Below are 17,707 nucleotides of genomic sequence, written 5' to 3'. Positions count from 1 at the left end.
AACTTAATAAGAGAGATGACTATGCAATCGGTCGTAATCGTGCTGCTCGGAATAGTCGGTATGTTGTTCGGATGGTTCTTTTATTCGAAATTCATCGCCGAAAAAATATTTAAAATGGATGATAATTTTGTCACACCTGCTCATGAACTTGAGGATGGTGTGGATTATGTGCCAACCAACAAAGTTGTGTTATGGGGTCACCATTTCACCTCTGTTGCAGGTGCTGCGCCAATTGTTGGCCCTGCCATTGCCGTTTATTGGGGCTGGGTGCCTGCGGTACTTTGGGTGGTATTTGGTACTATCTTTTTTGCTGGTGTTCACGACATGGGGGCTCTATGGGCCAGTGCGCGTAACAAAGGCAAATCAATGGGCGCTTTATCTGAAAGCGTAATTGGTAAACGCACCCGTGCGTTATTTATGATTGTGGTTTTCTTAGTACTGCTGATGGTGAATGCGGTATTTGGTGTGGTCATTGCCAAATCATTTGTATCTCAACCTAACGCGGTATTTCCTGCTTGGTCAGCGATTGTGGTGGCTTTAGTCATCGGTCAATTGTTACGCCGTAAAGTGTCGTTAATTCCACTGTGTTTAATTGGTGTCGCCATTCTTTACTACACAATTTACCTAGGTAGTAGCATGCCAATCGCATTACCTGATGAAATGTTCGGATTGAGTGCGAATGCGAACTGGATCATCATCTTATTTATTTATGCTGCCATTGCTTCATTATTGCCGGTATGGATGCTGTTACAGCCACGTGACTTCATCAACGGTATGCAGTTATTAGTGGGATTAGTACTACTTTATGGTGCGGTATTTATTTCAATGCCAGATATCACAGCGCCTGCGTTTAATACCCAAACGGCGGTAGATACACCAAGTATTATTCCATTGTTATTTGTGACCATAGCCTGTGGTGCGGTATCTGGTTTCCACGGTATTGTGTCTTCAGGTACGAGCTCTAAGCAGCTTAACAAAGAAACTGATGGTCGCTTTGTTGGTTACTTAGGTGCGGTAGGCGAAGGTATGCTTGCGCTTATTACATTGGTTGCAGTAAGTGGTGTTGCGCTTGCGGTATCTCCAGAAGAATGGCATGAAATTTACAGCCACTTAGGTGCCGGTAGTGTGAGTGCCTTTATTAATGGTGGCGCTAATCTAATTGAAAACGGCTGGGGTATTTCGCAAGAAGTCGCCTCAACATTACTTGCCGTAATGGTGGTACTGTTTGCAGGGACTACGATGGACTCTGGTGTTCGTCTGCAGCGTTATATCATCCAAGAATGGGGCGATATTTATAATATCAGCATTATACGAAACGGTGTGGTTGCGACGTTAGTTGCTGTACTTTGCTGTTTACTGCTTGCTTTTGGTGCTGGTGGCGCTGATGGTAGTGGCGGTATGATCATTTGGCCGTTATTCGGCTCGACTAACCAAATCCTTGCAAGTTTAACCTTGTTGGTTATTTCAGTGATGCTAATTAAGGCAAATCGTCCTGCAAAATACACACTGATCCCAATGAGTTTTGTATTGATAATGGCGTTCTTTGCTGGGGTTATTAAACTGGGCGAGTACTATCACCAAGGTAACTGGTTACTGGTGACACTTGATTTGTTAGTACTGGTGGTGAGCGTACTGGTTATGCTTGAAGCTTGGTCTGTAATTGTTAAGCATCGCAAAGACTCAGCAGACATTACAGAGCAGTAAACTTAGCTTGCCAGCCTTATCGTAAGCTATCTTACTTGGCTGGCAATAGCGCTTTAAATCAATGATAATAAGGTCCTATGTTTCTAACAGCAGGACCTTTTTTATGGCATACCCTCATGCAGTTGCAGCCCCTCAATTAGCGGATGCAAATCACGATGCATTGATTATTATCGGTGATGATTTTTCTTCTTTAGCAGACGCAAGCTTAAGCCAAGCTATTAGCGCTCAACAAGCCGTAGACGCACGTATTGGTAAACAAGTGACATTACTTGTAATTGACTCTAAACGCGTTATTTTGGCGCCTACAGGCCCTCTGAACCGTGATTATGATGATGTACGTCGTTACTTTGATGCGGCAAAGCAAGGTGTACTAGAAGCGAAAGCATCGGGTAGCACTCAGCCTGCAATTTTACTTGCTAATGTAAATCAAGATAGCCGTTACAAGCACGCCCTCGAAGTGGCTTATTTAGGTGCTTGCCAAGCGCTTTGGCAACCACTTGAGGCTCGTGAGTACCATGGTCAAGCGATTGAACCAGTTAGCCAAATTAGCCTAGTTGGCGCAGACGAGACAATGAGCAAAGCGCTTAATGCTATTGCTGCGGGTCAATACGCTGCACGTGATTTATGTGGTACAGAACCTGAGCGTATGGCACCACCACGTTTTGCTGATTACTGCGTTGAGTTATTTGCGGGTAGCAAGGTGTCTGTTGAAGTGATTTCAGATATCAACACTATCGATAAAGATTACCCAATGATGAGCACTGTAGCGCGCGCATCTTACGCTGTTGAACGTCATCACCCACGTGTTGTAAAACTAGAATACGTGCCTGAAGGCGACGTTGAGCGTACCTTAATGTTTGTTGGTAAAGGTTTAGTTTACGATACCGGTGGTGCAGACCTTAAAGTAGGTGGCTTTATGGCAGGCATGAGCCGCGATAAAGGCGGTGCGGCTTCGGTTGCTGGCTTTATGAAATCTGTGGCTGACTTTGCACCAAAAGGCGTAAAAGTAATTGCCTATTTAGCCGTGGTTCGTAACTCAATTGGTTCTGATTGTTTTGTTCCTGATGAAATCATCACTTGCCGTGAAGGTGTACGTGTTCGTATCGGTAACACCGATGCTGAAGGTCGTTTAGCAATGGGTGACTTACTAAGTGAAATGAAAGATCGCGCTTTAAACGAAGTGAACCCAGAGCTATTCACTGTTGCTACGCTAACAGGCCACGCAGCACGTGCGATGGGTCCTTACAGTGCGTATGTTGAAAATGGTCCAGCTCGTGCAGCGAATGTTTCACGCCAAATTGCTGATTTAGGTGATTTATGGGCAGATGGCGCAGAAGTATCTCGTAGCCGCCGTGAAGATTACGATTTCGTAAAACCACGTACACTGGCAGATGACGTACTTTCAAGCAACAATGCACCATCAGCTGTAACTGCACGTGGTCACCAGTTCCCAATGGCATTCTTAGCGATTGTTGGTGGCTTAGATAAGCATGGCACTGAATCTGAAAAGCCATTACCGTATGTTCATATGGATATCGCAGGTAGCGGTGTAGAAGGTGGTGATTGGCAACATGGTAAGCCTACCGCAGCAACAGTAAGCAGCTTATTCGCTCGTTATTGTTTATAAGCTAAAAGCTATAAGTTTTAAGTTTGAAAAGCCCCGCACAGCAGTGCGGGGCTTTTTTGTGGTGTTAGTCGAGCTTGAAGCGGTTAACGACATCACTTAACGCTTGCGAGCTTTGTTTTAAGTTTTCACTGGCGTTCGAAAGCCCTTCGGTATTCGACAGTGATTGTTCGGTTGATTGTGAAAGCTCATTAATCCGTAAATTAACCTCATCTGCGGCGCTGGTTTGTTGCTCGGTAGCGCGGGCGATTTGACTGTTCATATCTTTGATAATAGTGACAAGTCGCTCAATCTCACTCAGTGAACTATTTGCTTCACCAGCCTGTGAAACTGTTTCAGTTGATAGCTGTTGGCTTGCCGATACAGCATCAACAGCAGCTTGTGCGCCGGTTTGTAGTTTACTGATCATGGCTTGAATTTCGTCAGTACTTTTACCTGTGCGACTTGCTAATGTACGTACTTCGTCAGCTACAACGGCAAAGCCTCGGCCTTGCTCACCAGCACGTGCCGCTTCAATAGCAGCATTGAGTGCCAGTAAGTTGGTTTGCTCAGCAATACTGCGAATAACATCAAGTACTGAACCAATGTTGTTACTCTCTGCAGCAAGGTCGGCAGTAACCTTACTCACTTGTTCAATATTATGCGACAGGGTCTCAATGGCGGTAATGGTCTTGTTAAGAACCTGCTTGCCTGCTTCGGCATTTTGCGCCGCTTCATTGGCAGCATGTTCAGCTTGGTCAGCATTTTGACTAACATCGTGAATTTGATGAGTCATTTGTTCCATCGCGGTTGCTACTTGAGTTGAGCTATCGTTTTGTAATTCAATAAAAGAGTGATTGGTTTTACTCGCATCATCTACGCTATGAGCAAACTGATTTACTTGCTCGGCATTGTGGGCAACATGTTTCAGTGACTCACGCATTTTTGCGGTGTACAAATTAAAGTAGCGCGACAAACGAGACACTTCATCATTGCCATTTTCATCAAGCTTTTGGGTTAAATCCCCTTCGCCTTGTGAAATGTCTTTCATCATGTCGGCGGCAAGTTGGGTCGGGCGTAGAATACTATTGGCAATTAGGTAGCTAAGTGCAACCAGTAGGGCTATGAGCACCACTGCGGTGATAATGACATGGGTGCGAAGCGAAGAGAACGCTTCTTCAATGGTATCAATGTAGACACCAGAGCCAACAATCCATTGCCATTTGTCAAAACCTTTTACGTAGGCAATTTTATCAACCGGCTTATCTTTACCAGGTTTTGGCCACTTGTAGGGAATAAAGCCTTTACCTTGTTTTTTGACAATATTAACCATATCGACAAATAACAACACGCCATCTGGATCTTTACTGCCCGCTAGCGATTTACCATTTAATTCGGGCTTAAACGGGTGCATGACCATCACGGGTTGATAATCGTTGATCCAAAAGTAATTGTTGTTGTCATAACGTAGTGCAGAAATTGTTTCGAGGGCTGCTTGTTTGGCCTGTTGCTCACTTAGCTTACCTTGCTCAAACAATTCATAGTTATGCTCAATAATAGAGTAAGCAGACTCAACAAGGTTTTGGGTTTTTATGTATTGCTCATGTTTTAGCGAGCTGTATTGCTGCGTTAAACTCGAGACGCTCAAAAATATCAGCCCTATCACGACCACACTCACTAACATGGCGAGGCGCTGAAAAATTGTAAAACGGCGTAAGTAATTCATGTGTGTTCCTTCGTCATGCTCATAGGAGCAATGTATTAAGCGTAGCCAAAATAGGTCGAAAATCTAGTTAAATAGTAGAATACATTGGGACAAAAAAAGGCTGATTTAACAATCAGCCTTTTGTCTAAGTTACCGAAATTGAACGTGATTATTCAACGTTAAAGTGTCGGTTGAAGAAACTTGTGATAGTTTGGTGTAAGTGCGTTTGTACGCTCTTGCCACGTAAACTGTGTTTTGACCCCGGGTAAGTCATCATTTCGAACTGTTTTTCTTGATCTTGCAGTTGTTTGAATAACTTAGTGGCGTGAGTGAATAACACGTTATCATCAGCCATACCGTGATAAATCATCAGCGGCCCTTTTAAGCCTTCAGCATACGGGAAAACTGCACTTGCTTCGTAACCTTTCGCGTTAGTTGCAGGGTGACCTACATAACGCTCAGTGTAGTGAGTGTCGTAAAGTTCCCAATCAGTAACTGGCGCACCAGAAACACCGGCTTTGAAGTAGTCGCCCGCTTTAAACATGGTCATAAGCGCCATGTAACCACCGTAGCTGTGGCCATAAATACCAATACGCTCAGGGTCAACGTAATCAAGGGTGCGTAAGAACTCGACACCTTTGATTTGGTCTGCCACTTCAGCAACACCTAAGTGCTTATAAATCACGTCTTCAAACTTTTTACCACGGTTGTATGAACCACGGTTATCAAGTTGGAAAATAACATAGCCTTGTTGTGCCATGTACTGGAAGTATAAGTTTTTACTACGCCAACTGTTCGTTACGCGCTGAGCATGAGGGCCGCCATACACGTTAACAATAACCGGGTGCTTTTTACCGTCTTGGTAATTAGTTGGCTTGAATAAACGGTAATGCATGATTTGCCCGTCTTCAGCCGTTAACGTGCCGTATTCTGGGGTGATCAAATCAGCTAGGTAAGGCGTTAATGGGTGTGACTTATCTAACTTGTTTTCTTCAAGCCAAGTGATAAATTCGCCATTAATTTTACGTAATGCTGCTGAGCCTGGCTTATTAACTGATGAGCTGTTATCGATAAAGGTTTTGTTATCTTTAGCAATCACCACATTATGGTAAGCACCTAGTTCAGTTACGCGTTTAATTTCGCCTTTCTTGAATAGCGGTACGCTATAAAGGTGGCTCTCAAGTGCTGTATCTTTACGACCTGCAAAATAAACGATGCCTTTTTTCTCATCGATACCTTTTAAGCTATCAACAACCCATTCACCTTGGGTGATTTGACGGATCATTTCGCCGTTTGTACGGTATAAATAAAGATGCTTAAAACCGTCGCGCTCAGATGCCCAAACGAAATGTTTTTTATCGTTTAAGAACTGCAAATCAAAGTGCAGGTTAATCCAAGTATCACTGGTTTCTGTTAGGGCAACGGTTTGCTTTTTCGTTTCACTATTATAAAAACGTAACTCTAAATTGTGTTGCGATCGGTCTTGCCACTGGTAAGAAAGCGTTTTGTTATCTTTTAACCAGTTAGCACGAGCGATATAGATATCTTGCTCGTCGCCTAAATCAACCCAGTCAGTTTTTTGATTGTTGATGCTCACAACACCTAACTGAATTTTAACATTGTCGGTACCTGTAAACGGGTAGCGTTGGTTAAAAAGCTTTACTTCATCCGCGTAAATTTCATTACGGATCGCTTCTTTTACTGGGCTTTCATCAACACGGGTATAAGCAATTTTAGACTCATCACCTGACCACCAGTAGCCAGTCATACGGCCCATTTCTTCTTGCGCAACAAACTCAGCCATACCGTTTTTAATTACGCCGCCACCATCTTTACTTAATTGGATTTCTTGACCCGTTTTTAAGTTAAGTGCGTAGAGGTTTTGCTCACGAATAAACGACACAAAGTGGCCTTTAGGTGAGAAACGTGCATCGGTTTCAAATGCGTCTGTGTCGGTTAATTTACGGCTTTTAGCTGAAGCAAGCTCATAATAGTAAAGGTCGCCATTAAGCGGGAATAAAAGCGCTTTACCGTCTTTTGACCATTTATATTCTAAGATCCCTTTACCAAAAATACGCTGGCGCTCACGGCGTGCTTTTTCTTCATCAGATAAGTTTTCTGGACCAGAAAATAGCGCAGCAGAGTCAACTAATAAGCGGTTTTTGTTATCTTTTAAGTTGTATTCCCATAAGTCGTAACGGTTGTAATCATCGGTTTTACCTTGCAGGTAAGTAACACGACTTCCGTCTGGAGAGAATTTAAGTTGTACAGGCGCTTTGCCTGCTAAGCTTGGATCGTCAAAAATACGCTCAAGAGTAAGGGGGTCAGCGGTCACACTGAATGCTGTTGCCAGCACTGGCAAAGCAAGTGAGAGAGATTTAATTTTTTTAGCACAGGAGTACCTTCGCTCGAATAAAAACTGCCACGATGGTAATGGTAAGCTTAGGCAACTGCAACAAAATGCTATAAAGTAGGGGATGTTTACCCAATATCAAAGGATTTATTGATGAAAAATACTGATACGCCGTTTTCTCTGGCCCCAGAACTACAACGCGACTGCATTGAGCTTGCGGATTGGCCACTGTGTAAAGTATTACTGATGAATGATAGCCAATACCCTTGGTTTATTTTAGTGCCACGCGTCGCTGGTGTTAAAGAAATTATCGACCTTTCTGAAGAGCTACAAATTACCTTATTACAAGAGTCGGGCAAACTGAGTAAACTATTACAACAGGTATTCAACCCTGACAAACTTAATGTGGCAGCTCTGGGGAATATGGTACCGCAATTACATGTTCATCATATTGCGCGTTTCACAACTGATGCAACTTGGCCAACACCAATCTGGGGTAAATTACCTGCAGTGCCTTATACAGACGAGCAAATTGCGGTATTAAAAGCGCACTTTTAAACTGTTTGTTCTACCAAGATTGGACTAAGCTAAATGGATGATGCACGAAGGGGTACAGAATAAATGAAACACACAGTGTTTGCCGTGTTGCTTATTCTGAGCTCTTTTTCTTGTTTAGCAAAAAGTTATTACTTTGTTGGTAGTCACTTTCCTGCCATTTTAGAACAAGATCAGCAGGGAATAGTGGTCGGCTTAGGTGCCGATATCGCACACGAAATTTGCAGACGTTTAGGGCATGAGTTAGTTATTGATATCATGCCACTAAAACGCGCACTAAAAATGGTAGAGCAAGGTCACGCTGATGCCATTATCGGTCCTTACAAATCCCTCATGCGTCAGCAGTATATGCAATTTAGTGACTTGCCCTTTTACGAAGACCCAATCGTTTTTTATACCAAGAAGAACAATGATGTGACCTGGGTTGGTAATTTTGCTAGTTTACGAAAAGATATTATTGGTACCATTCGAGGCTGGAACTATGGCCCTGAATTTAAACGTAATGAAACAAGTCTATCGCTATCTGAAGTGGGCAATGTGCGGGCTAGTTTTTTACAGCTGATGTATAACCGAGTTGACTTAATTCTCACCCATCCTCGGGCAGCAAAGCCTGTGATCGATAGTTTAGATATAGCAGATAAAGTGATTATGTTATCGCCGCCGGTGACGGTTAATCAGGGCTACTATGGCTTTAGTAAACAACGCGAACTCGATGAATTTATTGATGCTTTTAATGCCGAGTTTCAAAAAATGCTGATCGACGGGGATATTGTAGAATTGAATTCTAAATACGGCCTCAATTTTGTAGCACACTAGCAGTGCTTTACTCGATTTCAGGCAATAAAAAACGCTGCAATTGCAGCGTTTTTTATTGTCAAAGAATGGTAAACCTTAAAGGCCTAATACTTCTTTACCTTGTTTGAAAGTAACATCAACAGGGATGTTAGCTTGGCTTAGTTTTTCTAAGTCTTTAGCTAGTTCAGCTTTGATATCGCCATGGGTTGCGATTAGCTGATCAACTTTTTGGTAATCACCGTTACCTTGAATTGTTAAGATTAAGCGTGATAGTTTTTCCATTGCTTGGCTCATCTTCTCCATGTTAACGCTGTATAAGCCGTCAGCATTTTTAGAGAAGGCACCTTCTTCAGCAAAGAAGTTAAAGCGGATCATATTCGCTTTACCGTGTGCACTTGATGCACCAAAACGCACTGAGCGGAAGATACCAGCCATAAAGGTAATGTAGTAATCTTCTAATGTACCGTCAGTGATCTCGCCTTTCTTAAGTAATTGCTCAACCATGTAAAGACCTAAGATATCCGCTTTACCTTCTTCAAGGGCACTAGCATGCTCTTGCAATGATTGGCGAACAGTTCCTTTACCAGTAATGGTGTTTTTAATACCTAAACCGTGCGCTACTTCGTGGAACATCGTGTTTGCGAAGAACGCGTCAAAGGTGATGTGTTTACGTTGCTCAGGAACAATTAACTGCTCTGAAATTGGCACTAAGATTTTATCGAACTTAGCACGCATTGCATTTTTAAGCTGTAAACGACGCGTGCCTTTTTCTAGCTGTACTTGCTCATCATTTGGCAGGTTGATAGCTATTGTTTTACTACCTGCATTTGAGTGACCTGCGTAATAAACAACATCATAAGCATTTAGGTCAGCATCAGAGCCAGGTACTTCTTGCTTGTATTTTTCGTCTACAGGTAAACCTTTTTGTAGTTCAGGTAAGAAAGCGGCAAATTTAGCTAAACGCTCGCTCCAAGCTAAATCTTTGATTAGTACATAGGCTTCATACGTCGCGCGGTAACCAAATAATTGATCTTCATAGGTTTCGATAGGGCCAATAACCACGTCAATTGGGTTATTTTTCATATCCATCCAAGCAAAATCAGAAGGTTGGAAGTCATCACTTACCAATGCGTCTGCGCGCATACTTAGGTAGTTAGCGAACTCTTTATCATCAGCAAGAGTGCTTGCTTCACGTAATAAGTTAGCTGCTTTTTCTAGTTCTTGTGCGTACTCAACCGAGTAAGCTACGCTATAAAGAAGACCTTTTTCATCGCGTTTGATCACCGAGTAAAGACCGGTTTTGTCATCCACGGTTGCGTTGTTTAATTCTTCTTTTGTGATATCGCTTGGGTAAAACTCAGCGCCTAGTGGCTTTTCTTCATAACCCGATAAGAATACTTGGTCGCCGTTTAAGCGATCCCAAGGGCCATAGTTGATATCTGCAAACTTCTGAACTTTTTCATCATTAATTTTTGCTAAAAATGCGTCTTTATTCTCACCAAATGCTTGGCGCCAGAATAGCTCATCCATAATTTTTGAGGCTTCGATCAACTTACCAACCATTTGTTTTTGGTTGTCACTTAAGTGACTAAGATCAGAAGTAAGCGTGAAGTCTGTGTAAATGTCTAAACGGCTTTTCTCTGCATTGATAAGTTGTGGGTTGTTTTGTTCAGTACTTTGCTTTGTTTGCTCTGCAGCAGGCTTAGTTTGAGAAGTGGTTGCTTGCTGATCAGAACATGCACCAAGAAAAACAGCACCTGATAAGATAAGTGCTTGGCTAATTTTATTTAATGTCATTTTTTTGCCCGTTAAAAAGTGAGAGTCATTGCTTAGAAAACAAAAAGTCTATGCATTAAAGCAAACCTGACATATATATGGCAAGTTTACAGCGCTAGAAGCAATATTTATTTATGAGTTAGGGAGTTAAAAAATATAAAAAAAGATAATTTCTGTGAATTTCTTAACTTTAGCGCTAAGTTAGACAATACTAAAACTATAACTAATCTAATAATGTCAGTCATTAGTTTGTCTTTATTTTGACAAACTAACCCAAGAGGATGGCACACATATGTCAACAGAGAATGCATTACTGACCATATTGGTCGACAGAATAAATAATGACACGTTAGTGTTACCTACCTTACCCGAAGTTGCAGTGAAGGTGAGGCAAGCCGCGGATAACCCCGAGGTAAACTTGATGGATATGGCAGATGTCATTTCGCATGACCCTGCATTGTCGGCACGGATGATCAAAGTCGCGAATAGTGCATTTATGGGGCGCTCAGTTAAAGTCACAAACCTACACCAAGCTGTAACACGAATTGGCCTGCGTCAAATCAAGAACATTGCGACGGCAATGGCAATGGAGCAGCTGTTTGTATCACATAATGAGCTGATTAAAGGCTATATGGACAAGGCATGGCAGAAAACCCTTAAAGTAGCGTGCCATTCAATTACCTTGATGGACTTCTTCTTACGTCGAAATAAGCATACATCATTGAATCGTGACACAATTACTTTGGCTGCATTAGTTTATAACATTGGCGTGCTGCCAATTTTAACTGAAGCTGAGAAGCACCCAGAAGTGTTTGCAAACCCTAGTTTCCTTGCTCATGCTATCCAAAAGCTGGGCGGTAAAGTGGGTGGCGCAATTATGCGTGCTTGGGGATTTACTGATGAGTTTGTAGAAGTTGCTGAAAGTTGGGCAAATCCAAACTATCGACCAGAGCATATTTGTTATGTCGATTTCATTCGTATTGGTGCGATATTAGAAGGCATCTTACAGGTTTCTGATAAGTCAGCGGCATTACAAACCTATATGGACAAAGGCGTGATTGAATCACTTGATATGTTCAGTGACGATGAATATAACGATATGCTTAACGAAGTAAAAGCAATTTTTACTGAATAACTTTAACAAAAAGCGCGACTTAGTCGCGCTTTAAATTAATTAACTCTCAGATTAATTTTATAAATCTTCTGCGTCGCCTAAACCTTGGGTCAGTTCTTCTAGCAACTGTTTAATTTCTTCTGACGCTAAAATAAAGTCAGCATCAAGTTTGACCGCCATATCTTCTTTTGGAATGTCGGCGTTTTCTTCTTTTAACGTTTCTGAATAGCTTAGACGCTTAATTGAACCATCATTTTGTAGCATGAACTTAACGCGTTCTTGCCAATCAAGGGCCAGTTTAGTTACGCGCTTACCATTTTCTAAGTGTGATTTTACTTCGTCACACGATAAGTCATGGCCTTTTAATTTAACCTGAGCGCCACTGTCATCTGCTTCCTCAAGCTCTGCATCGTTACCGATAGAAAAGCCTTCAGGGGTACTGAAATTAGTTAACCAGTCAGTTAAAAATACATCTAAATCGTAATTCGCAAATGCAGGTACGACAGGAAGCGTACCAAGTGATTTACGAAGTAGAGCTAAAAGCTCTTCTGCTTTATTAAAGCTTGCGCTGTTAACCACAACCCAGCCATTCTTTTGATCAATAAATGCAAACTGCAGGCTCGATTTTTTAAATGCTTGAGGCAGTAAAGTGTGCAGAATATTTTCTTTTAGTTCGTCTTTTTCTTTTTTCTTTACTGGGCGGTTTTCTTCGGCTTCGATTTGCTCAACTTTCTCTGCAACCATCTCGTTGATAACAGCGGCTGGTAACACTTTTTCTTCACGCTTTGCGCATACTAAAATGCTGTCTTGAGAGAAATGAGACAGAGTTTGACCGTGCTTACCAAAGGCTTTTGTCCAACCGAAAGTTGAAAGCTCTTGGCCTGTACATGAGCGGAACAGGTCTTGTTCTAGGGCTTTGTCGAAGTCTTCTTGAGCATATGAAACGTCTTGTTTAAAACGGTAACAGATAAGGTTACTAAACCACATAATTAGGCTAATCCTTTCAATAAATTTGCCCAATCATAACAATAAAAAACTGATGCCGAAATGAATCATTTCGCCATCAGTGCTAATTGCTTATGAGTTAAACATTGAAAGTGGTTTTGGCATGTTTTTCGGAAAATTAATATGGTAGTGCAAGCCTTTACCAACTTCGCTTGATACCTCAATATCGCCACTCAGGGTTTGCTTAACGAGGTTAAAAGTAATATGCGTGCCCAAGCCACTGCCGCCTTGGTCGCGCTTGGTTGTAAAGAATGGGTCAAATAGCTTTTCTAGCTGGTCTTTTGATACGCCATTACCATTGTCTTTAAAGTCGATAACGACTTCGTCATCTTCTTCTTTGATAACGATATCGATGATGCCACTTTCAATCCCTTCGAAACCATGAATGAGAGAGTTCATAATCAAGTTTGTGAAAATCTGACTAATCGCTCCCGCAGGCAGGTTAAGTGTTAAATCGTCAGGGCAATCTAAATTAATATGATGCGACGTTTTCTTTAGTTTTGGATGGAGTGAGCGGATCACTTCACCTAAGTACTCTTTAAAGTTAATCGTTCTTACCGCTTCACTGGCTTGGTCCACTGCAATTTGCTTAAAGCTTGCAACCAGCTCAGAAGCTCTATCTAGGTTACTAGTAAGTAGGCTAGTACTTTGCTTGGCGTCATTAATAAACTCTTCAAGCGCTTTTGGTGACAGGGTTTTATCCTTGTAAGCCGCTTCAATTTGGTCCAAGCGTTCTTGTAAGAATGACGTCGCAGTAACACCAATCCCGATAGGTGTATTCACATCATGCGTAATACCCGCTACTAAACCGCCTAATGCAGCCATTTTTTCTGAGCCAACTAAGCGTTCTTGCGCCATATTTAGTTCATCAAGGTAGCGTTGTAACTCTGTTTGTTTGGTGATGAGCTCTTGTTCAGTTTGCTTACGTAAATCGATTTCTTCAGTCAGTGTTAACTTTTGTTTTTCAAGCTCATATTTTTGCTGCTGCAAGTCCATCATTGCTTGGCTTAAGTTTGATGTTTTGCGCGCCACTTCTTGTTCTAACTGTAAGTTATGTTGGTCGAGCTTTTCATTGCTTATCAATAATTCTTTTTGTGTATGTTCGAGCTCTTCACGGTAAAGTACCACCTTATCGATTAGGCGGTTGAAAGACTCTTCCATTACTTTAAGCTCGTTGTGCTCAACGGTATGGATCTGAATATGGCGACCTTCTAAGTCGTTTAATTCAAGATCTTCAATTTGTTCTGTAAATTGTGCTAATGGCTCGGTTAAGCGCTTTCTAAATGCCAATAAGAAAAGAATGATCAAAAAGGTGGTTTTGATCATCGCATTACCAATTAAAAAGTAGATAGAAATCATGATGCGGCTAAATACCACTTCACGACTTGAGAATAAGGTTACGTCACCGACTTGGGTTGTTTTACCAGAGAATTCAAAAATGAGTGGGAATGTATAACCGAATAAACCTGATGGCGTATCTTCGATAATCGCTTCTTCTTGCACTAACTGCTGACTGTAAAGCTCATGGATATCTAGTGAACGGCCTAATTGTGAGAGCACTTCACCACTGTCATCACGTACAATAATGCCTTCAATCATAGGGATCGCTAATAGGCCTTCAGCTGTTGTAATGGTTTGTTTATCGTTCAACTCCCAAATAGCGCGGGTTAAACTACGGCTAAATGTTTTTTGTAAAGTCGTTAACTCGTCACGAATGTAATCTTTGGTATTAACGTACTCAGCAATAACTTGTCCACAGGTCACTACAAAAGTAAGTAAAAAGTAGACTGAGAGTACATTTGTTAATAATTCTTTTGACAGGCTTTTTTGTAGCATGGAATATCCATAGCTCCTTGGTGACAATTGTAATACATTCAGCTAGTTCTAAAGTTAGCTAATAAATGGTTAAAAAGAAATAAATATATCCTTTTTTACTGGAACATTTATAAATTGTTAGTATTTTTTGAAAAAACTTAACCTTACTGCGCTTGAAAAAGTGTGTTATAAATTTATTTCATCTTTAATTTAGCCTTTTTTAATGTTGTATTTGCTACAGCGAAGATTTTTATTTCATGAATAATCCTAATTTTTCAGTACTAGTCTGTGATGATTCAAATATTGCCCGTAAGCAGGTAGTACGCTGTTTAGGTGATTGCTTGGATGCAGATATTCAGCAAGCTACCAATGGCCGAGAAGCTCTTGCGCTACTTCGTGAGCAAAATTTTGATCTATTGTGCTTAGATTTAACCATGCCTGAAATTGATGGCGTTGCAGTGCTCGAAACGATTAAAGCAGAGAAAATAGAGTGCTTCGTAATAGTGATTTCGGCTGATATTCAGGCCGAAATGAAACAAAGAGTAGTAAAATTGGGTGCGATTGACTTCATTGATAAACCGATAGATCTTGTGCGTCTTAAAGCAACTTTGCATAAATTTGGTATTCATTAATCTTTTATATAACGCAAACGCATAATTTATCTTTTCTTTAAGGGTTGACAGGCTGGCTATAATTAAGGCAGTCTACAGACTATGAAAACATTTAATCACGCAACGACCATTATTATTACAACCATCATCCTTACTGGATAGTGGCATAGGTCGGTGCAACAAATTTATAGGCCTGTGTTCACTAGAACACAGGCCTTTTTCGTTTATGGAATGAGGAAACATAAATAATGCGAGTATTAAAATTTGGTGGGTCATCCTTGGCCGACTACGCATGTTTGCAACAGGTAGCTCAGTTAGTTAAAGAAGAATTACGCGATGAAATGCTGTTAGTGCTGTCTGCACCAGGTGGTATGACAGATTCATTAGTCGCATTAGCAAGCGCTGCAGAGCAGGGGCAAGAGTTTAGTGAGCAATGGCAAGCTTTGGTTGCACGTTGTGAACAATTAAAAGCTGCTGTCGAAGCTGATTTTGGTCAGGTAGCAAGTTGGCCTAATCTTAGTGAACTTAAGAATAAACTAGATGGTGTTGCACTTTTAAAGTGTTGTCCAGACCAAGTGCGTGCTTATGTTATCAGCTTCGGTGAACGCGTTAGTGTTGCTTTAATGGAGTGCATGCTTAAAGAAAGTAATGCTCGTTATTTAGAAGCAACAGACTGTATTGCATCAGTGGGTGGCTACATTGATGCTGAAGCAGACTTGAATGCTAGTAAGCTACGTTTTCAAGAAGCCTTAAAAGCTGCACCGAGTACTATTTATATCATGCCGGGTTTCACTGCTGCTAATGAGCAAGGTGAGCTAACAACACTTGGTCGTAATGGCTCAGATTACTCAGCTGCGATTGCTGCAGCGTGTTTAGAAGCTGATGTATGCCAGATCTGGACTGATGTAGATGGCGTTTACAATGCGGATCCGCGCTATATCAAAAAAGCCTCTAAAGTTGATTCATTATCCTATAAAGAAGCAATGGAGCTTTCTTATTTTGGTGCGAAAGTACTGCATCCAAAAACGATTTTACCTTGTGCTAAAGCAGGCGTGCCATGTGAGATCAAAAATACTCATAACCCACGCGCTGAAGGTTCTGTGATCAGCAACGACAGTGTATCGAACGAACCTGTTAAAGCGCTATCAAGCTTACAAAACCTGGCTATGTTAACGGTGTCTGGTCCAGGTATGAAAGGCAAAGTGGGCATGGCGTCAAAAGTATTTAATGCGCTGGCACACGACAATGTTTCAATTGTGCTAATCACTCAATCTTCGTGTGAGTTTAGTATCAGTTTTTGTGTTCACGAAAGTGATTTAACGCTCGCGCTTGAAGCGCTTCAAGTTGCTTTTGAATTGGAATCACAAGCCGGTTTAATCGAACCAGTTCAAGTACAACGTAACCTTGCTATTGTCACTTTAGTGGGTGATAACATGCGTGCGCACAAAGGTTTAGCGGCTAAGTTCTTTGCCTCATTAGCACAAGCCCAAGTTAACATTGTTGCTATTGCACAGGATTCAACAGAAAGCGCCATTTCAGCGGTTATCGACGGTGAGTTATGCAACGACGCGGTGAAAGTGTGCCATGAGAACTTCTTTACTCACATTCCTTCAATCGATGTGTTTTTACTTGGTTGTGGCTTAGTAGGCCAAGAACTTATTCAGCAGTTAAAGCGTCAACAAGCATGGCTTGAAAAACGTAACATTAAACTGAACTTATACGGTGTTGCTAACTCAAGACAACTTTATCTAGATAGCGAAGGCATTGCATTTGATGGCTGGCAAGACAAACTAGCCGAGTCAGAGCAGGCATTTGATTTAAATCTGGTTGAGCAATTTGTTAAACAAAATCACTTAATCAATCCAGTGATCGTAGATTGTAGCTCAGCCGATAAACTTGCTGCGCAATATGTTGATTTCTTGAATGCTGGTTTCCATGTCGTTGCGGCAAATAAAAAAGCTAATACTAGCTCGTATGCTTACTATCAAGATTTAGTTGCAGCGACACAAAAGAATAATCGTAAATTTTTATACGAAACAAACGTAGGTGCAGGCTTACCGGTTCTAGATAACCTGAAATCGCTATTTGGTGCCGGTGATGAACTTATTAAGTTCAGCGGTATCTTGTCTGGTTCATTATCGTATATGTTTGGTGCGCTACAAGATGGTTTATCACTTAGCGAAGCAACGTTAAAAGCAAAAGAAAGTGGATTTACAGAGCCAGATCCGCGTGATGATTTATCAGGCACTGATGTGGCTCGAAAACTACTGATCATTGCTCGTGAATCGGGTCTTGAGTTAGAACTAAGCGATATCGAAGTTGAATCTGTTTTACCAAAAGGGTTTGCAGAAGGTGATTCTGTAGCTGATTTCATGGCAAAACTACCATCACTTGATGCACAGTTTAACGACCGCATTCAAAGCGCTGCAAGTGAAGGTAAAGTACTTCGTTATGTGGGCACTATTGAAAACGGTCAATGTAAAGTAGGCATTGAAGCTGTAGATAGTAGCCATGCTCTTTACGATATCCGTGACGGTGAAAATGCACTGGCCATCTTAAGTCAATATTATCAACCACGTCCGTTCGTGATCCGTGGTTATGGCGCAGGTGCTGAAGTAACGGCTGCAGGCGTATTTGCCGACATTTTAAAAACGTTAACACGTTAGGAGCT

12 protein-coding genes are annotated in these 17,707 nt (G+C 41.5%); 7 read left to right on the top strand and 5 right to left on the bottom strand.

Annotated features, from left to right (window positions below; all coding sequences use genetic code 11):
• Positions 1-21 precede the first annotated feature (21 nt).
• Complete coding sequence (locus tag P4S60_RS13260) at positions 22-1,704, top strand: carbon starvation CstA family protein (RefSeq protein WP_337116239.1); 1,683 nt, start codon at positions 22-24, stop codon at positions 1,702-1,704.
• A gap of 103 nt (positions 1,705-1,807) precedes the next feature.
• A complete protein-coding gene (locus P4S60_RS13255; RefSeq protein WP_337116238.1) occupies positions 1,808-3,331 on the top strand; it encodes a M17 family metallopeptidase in 1,524 nt (507 codons plus the stop codon).
• A gap of 64 nt (positions 3,332-3,395) precedes the next feature.
• Here P4S60_RS13255 and P4S60_RS13250 read toward each other — a convergent pair whose 3' ends face one another.
• Both P4S60_RS13250 and P4S60_RS13245 read right to left on the bottom strand, forming a co-directional pair.
• Complete coding sequence (locus P4S60_RS13250; protein WP_105174555.1) at positions 3,396-5,033, bottom strand: methyl-accepting chemotaxis protein; 1,638 nt, start codon at positions 5,031-5,033, stop codon at positions 3,396-3,398.
• 148 nt (positions 5,034-5,181) lie between these two features.
• Positions 5,182-7,395 carry a S9 family peptidase gene (locus P4S60_RS13245; protein ID WP_337116868.1) on the bottom strand — a complete coding sequence of 738 codons (2,214 nt, stop codon included), beginning with the start codon at positions 7,393-7,395 and terminating at the stop codon, positions 5,182-5,184.
• A 123-nt stretch (positions 7,396-7,518) separates the two neighbouring features.
• On the opposite strand from P4S60_RS13245, the gene P4S60_RS13240 reads away from it, so the two are divergent.
• Together P4S60_RS13240 and P4S60_RS13235 are read left to right on the top strand one after the other, a co-directional pair.
• Positions 7,519-7,923 carry an HIT domain-containing protein gene (locus P4S60_RS13240; RefSeq protein WP_337116237.1) on the top strand — a complete coding sequence of 135 codons (405 nt, stop codon included), beginning with the start codon at positions 7,519-7,521 and terminating at the stop codon, positions 7,921-7,923.
• A gap of 63 nt (positions 7,924-7,986) precedes the next feature.
• The gene (locus P4S60_RS13235) at positions 7,987-8,736 is read left to right on the top strand and encodes a substrate-binding periplasmic protein (RefSeq protein ID WP_337116236.1); all 750 of its coding nucleotides are present in this window, start codon (positions 7,987-7,989) and stop codon (positions 8,734-8,736) included.
• A 75-nt stretch (positions 8,737-8,811) separates the two neighbouring features.
• On the opposite strand, the gene P4S60_RS13230 is transcribed toward P4S60_RS13235, so the two are convergent.
• Complete coding sequence (locus tag P4S60_RS13230) at positions 8,812-10,512, bottom strand: dipeptidyl-peptidase 3 family protein (protein WP_337116235.1); 1,701 nt, start codon at positions 10,510-10,512, stop codon at positions 8,812-8,814.
• A gap of 271 nt (positions 10,513-10,783) precedes the next feature.
• Between P4S60_RS13230 and P4S60_RS13225 the strand changes: the two genes are divergently transcribed.
• Positions 10,784-11,626, top strand: coding sequence for an HDOD domain-containing protein (locus P4S60_RS13225; protein WP_062566084.1), 843 nt, complete (start codon positions 10,784-10,786; stop codon positions 11,624-11,626).
• Positions 11,627-11,683: 57 nt separating this feature from the next.
• Here the strand turns inward: P4S60_RS13225 and rdgC are convergent, their stop codons facing one another.
• Both rdgC and P4S60_RS13215 read right to left on the bottom strand, forming a co-directional pair.
• The gene (gene rdgC / locus P4S60_RS13220) at positions 11,684-12,592 is read right to left on the bottom strand and encodes a recombination-associated protein RdgC (RefSeq protein ID WP_337116234.1); all 909 of its coding nucleotides are present in this window, start codon (positions 12,590-12,592) and stop codon (positions 11,684-11,686) included.
• A gap of 90 nt (positions 12,593-12,682) precedes the next feature.
• Positions 12,683-14,446 (bottom strand): sensor histidine kinase, encoded by a 1,764-nt coding sequence (locus tag P4S60_RS13215; protein ID WP_337116233.1) that lies wholly within the window; start codon positions 14,444-14,446, stop codon positions 12,683-12,685.
• Between the two features lie 236 nt (positions 14,447-14,682).
• On the opposite strand from P4S60_RS13215, the gene P4S60_RS13210 reads away from it, so the two are divergent.
• Together P4S60_RS13210 and thrA are read left to right on the top strand one after the other, a co-directional pair.
• The gene (locus P4S60_RS13210; RefSeq protein WP_105174557.1) at positions 14,683-15,057 is read left to right on the top strand and encodes a response regulator; all 375 of its coding nucleotides are present in this window, start codon (positions 14,683-14,685) and stop codon (positions 15,055-15,057) included.
• A gap of 227 nt (positions 15,058-15,284) precedes the next feature.
• Positions 15,285-17,702 (top strand): bifunctional aspartate kinase/homoserine dehydrogenase I, encoded by a 2,418-nt coding sequence (gene thrA / locus P4S60_RS13205; protein WP_063702234.1) that lies wholly within the window; start codon positions 15,285-15,287, stop codon positions 17,700-17,702.
• Positions 17,703-17,707 lie beyond the last annotated feature (5 nt).

Source organism: Pseudoalteromonas sp. Hal040 (assembly GCF_037162425.1).
GTDB lineage: Bacteria > Pseudomonadota > Gammaproteobacteria > Enterobacterales > Alteromonadaceae > Pseudoalteromonas > Pseudoalteromonas gelatinilytica.
The sequence above is the reverse complement of the archived record's forward strand: the minus strand, read 5'-3'. Positions and strand labels throughout refer to the sequence as shown.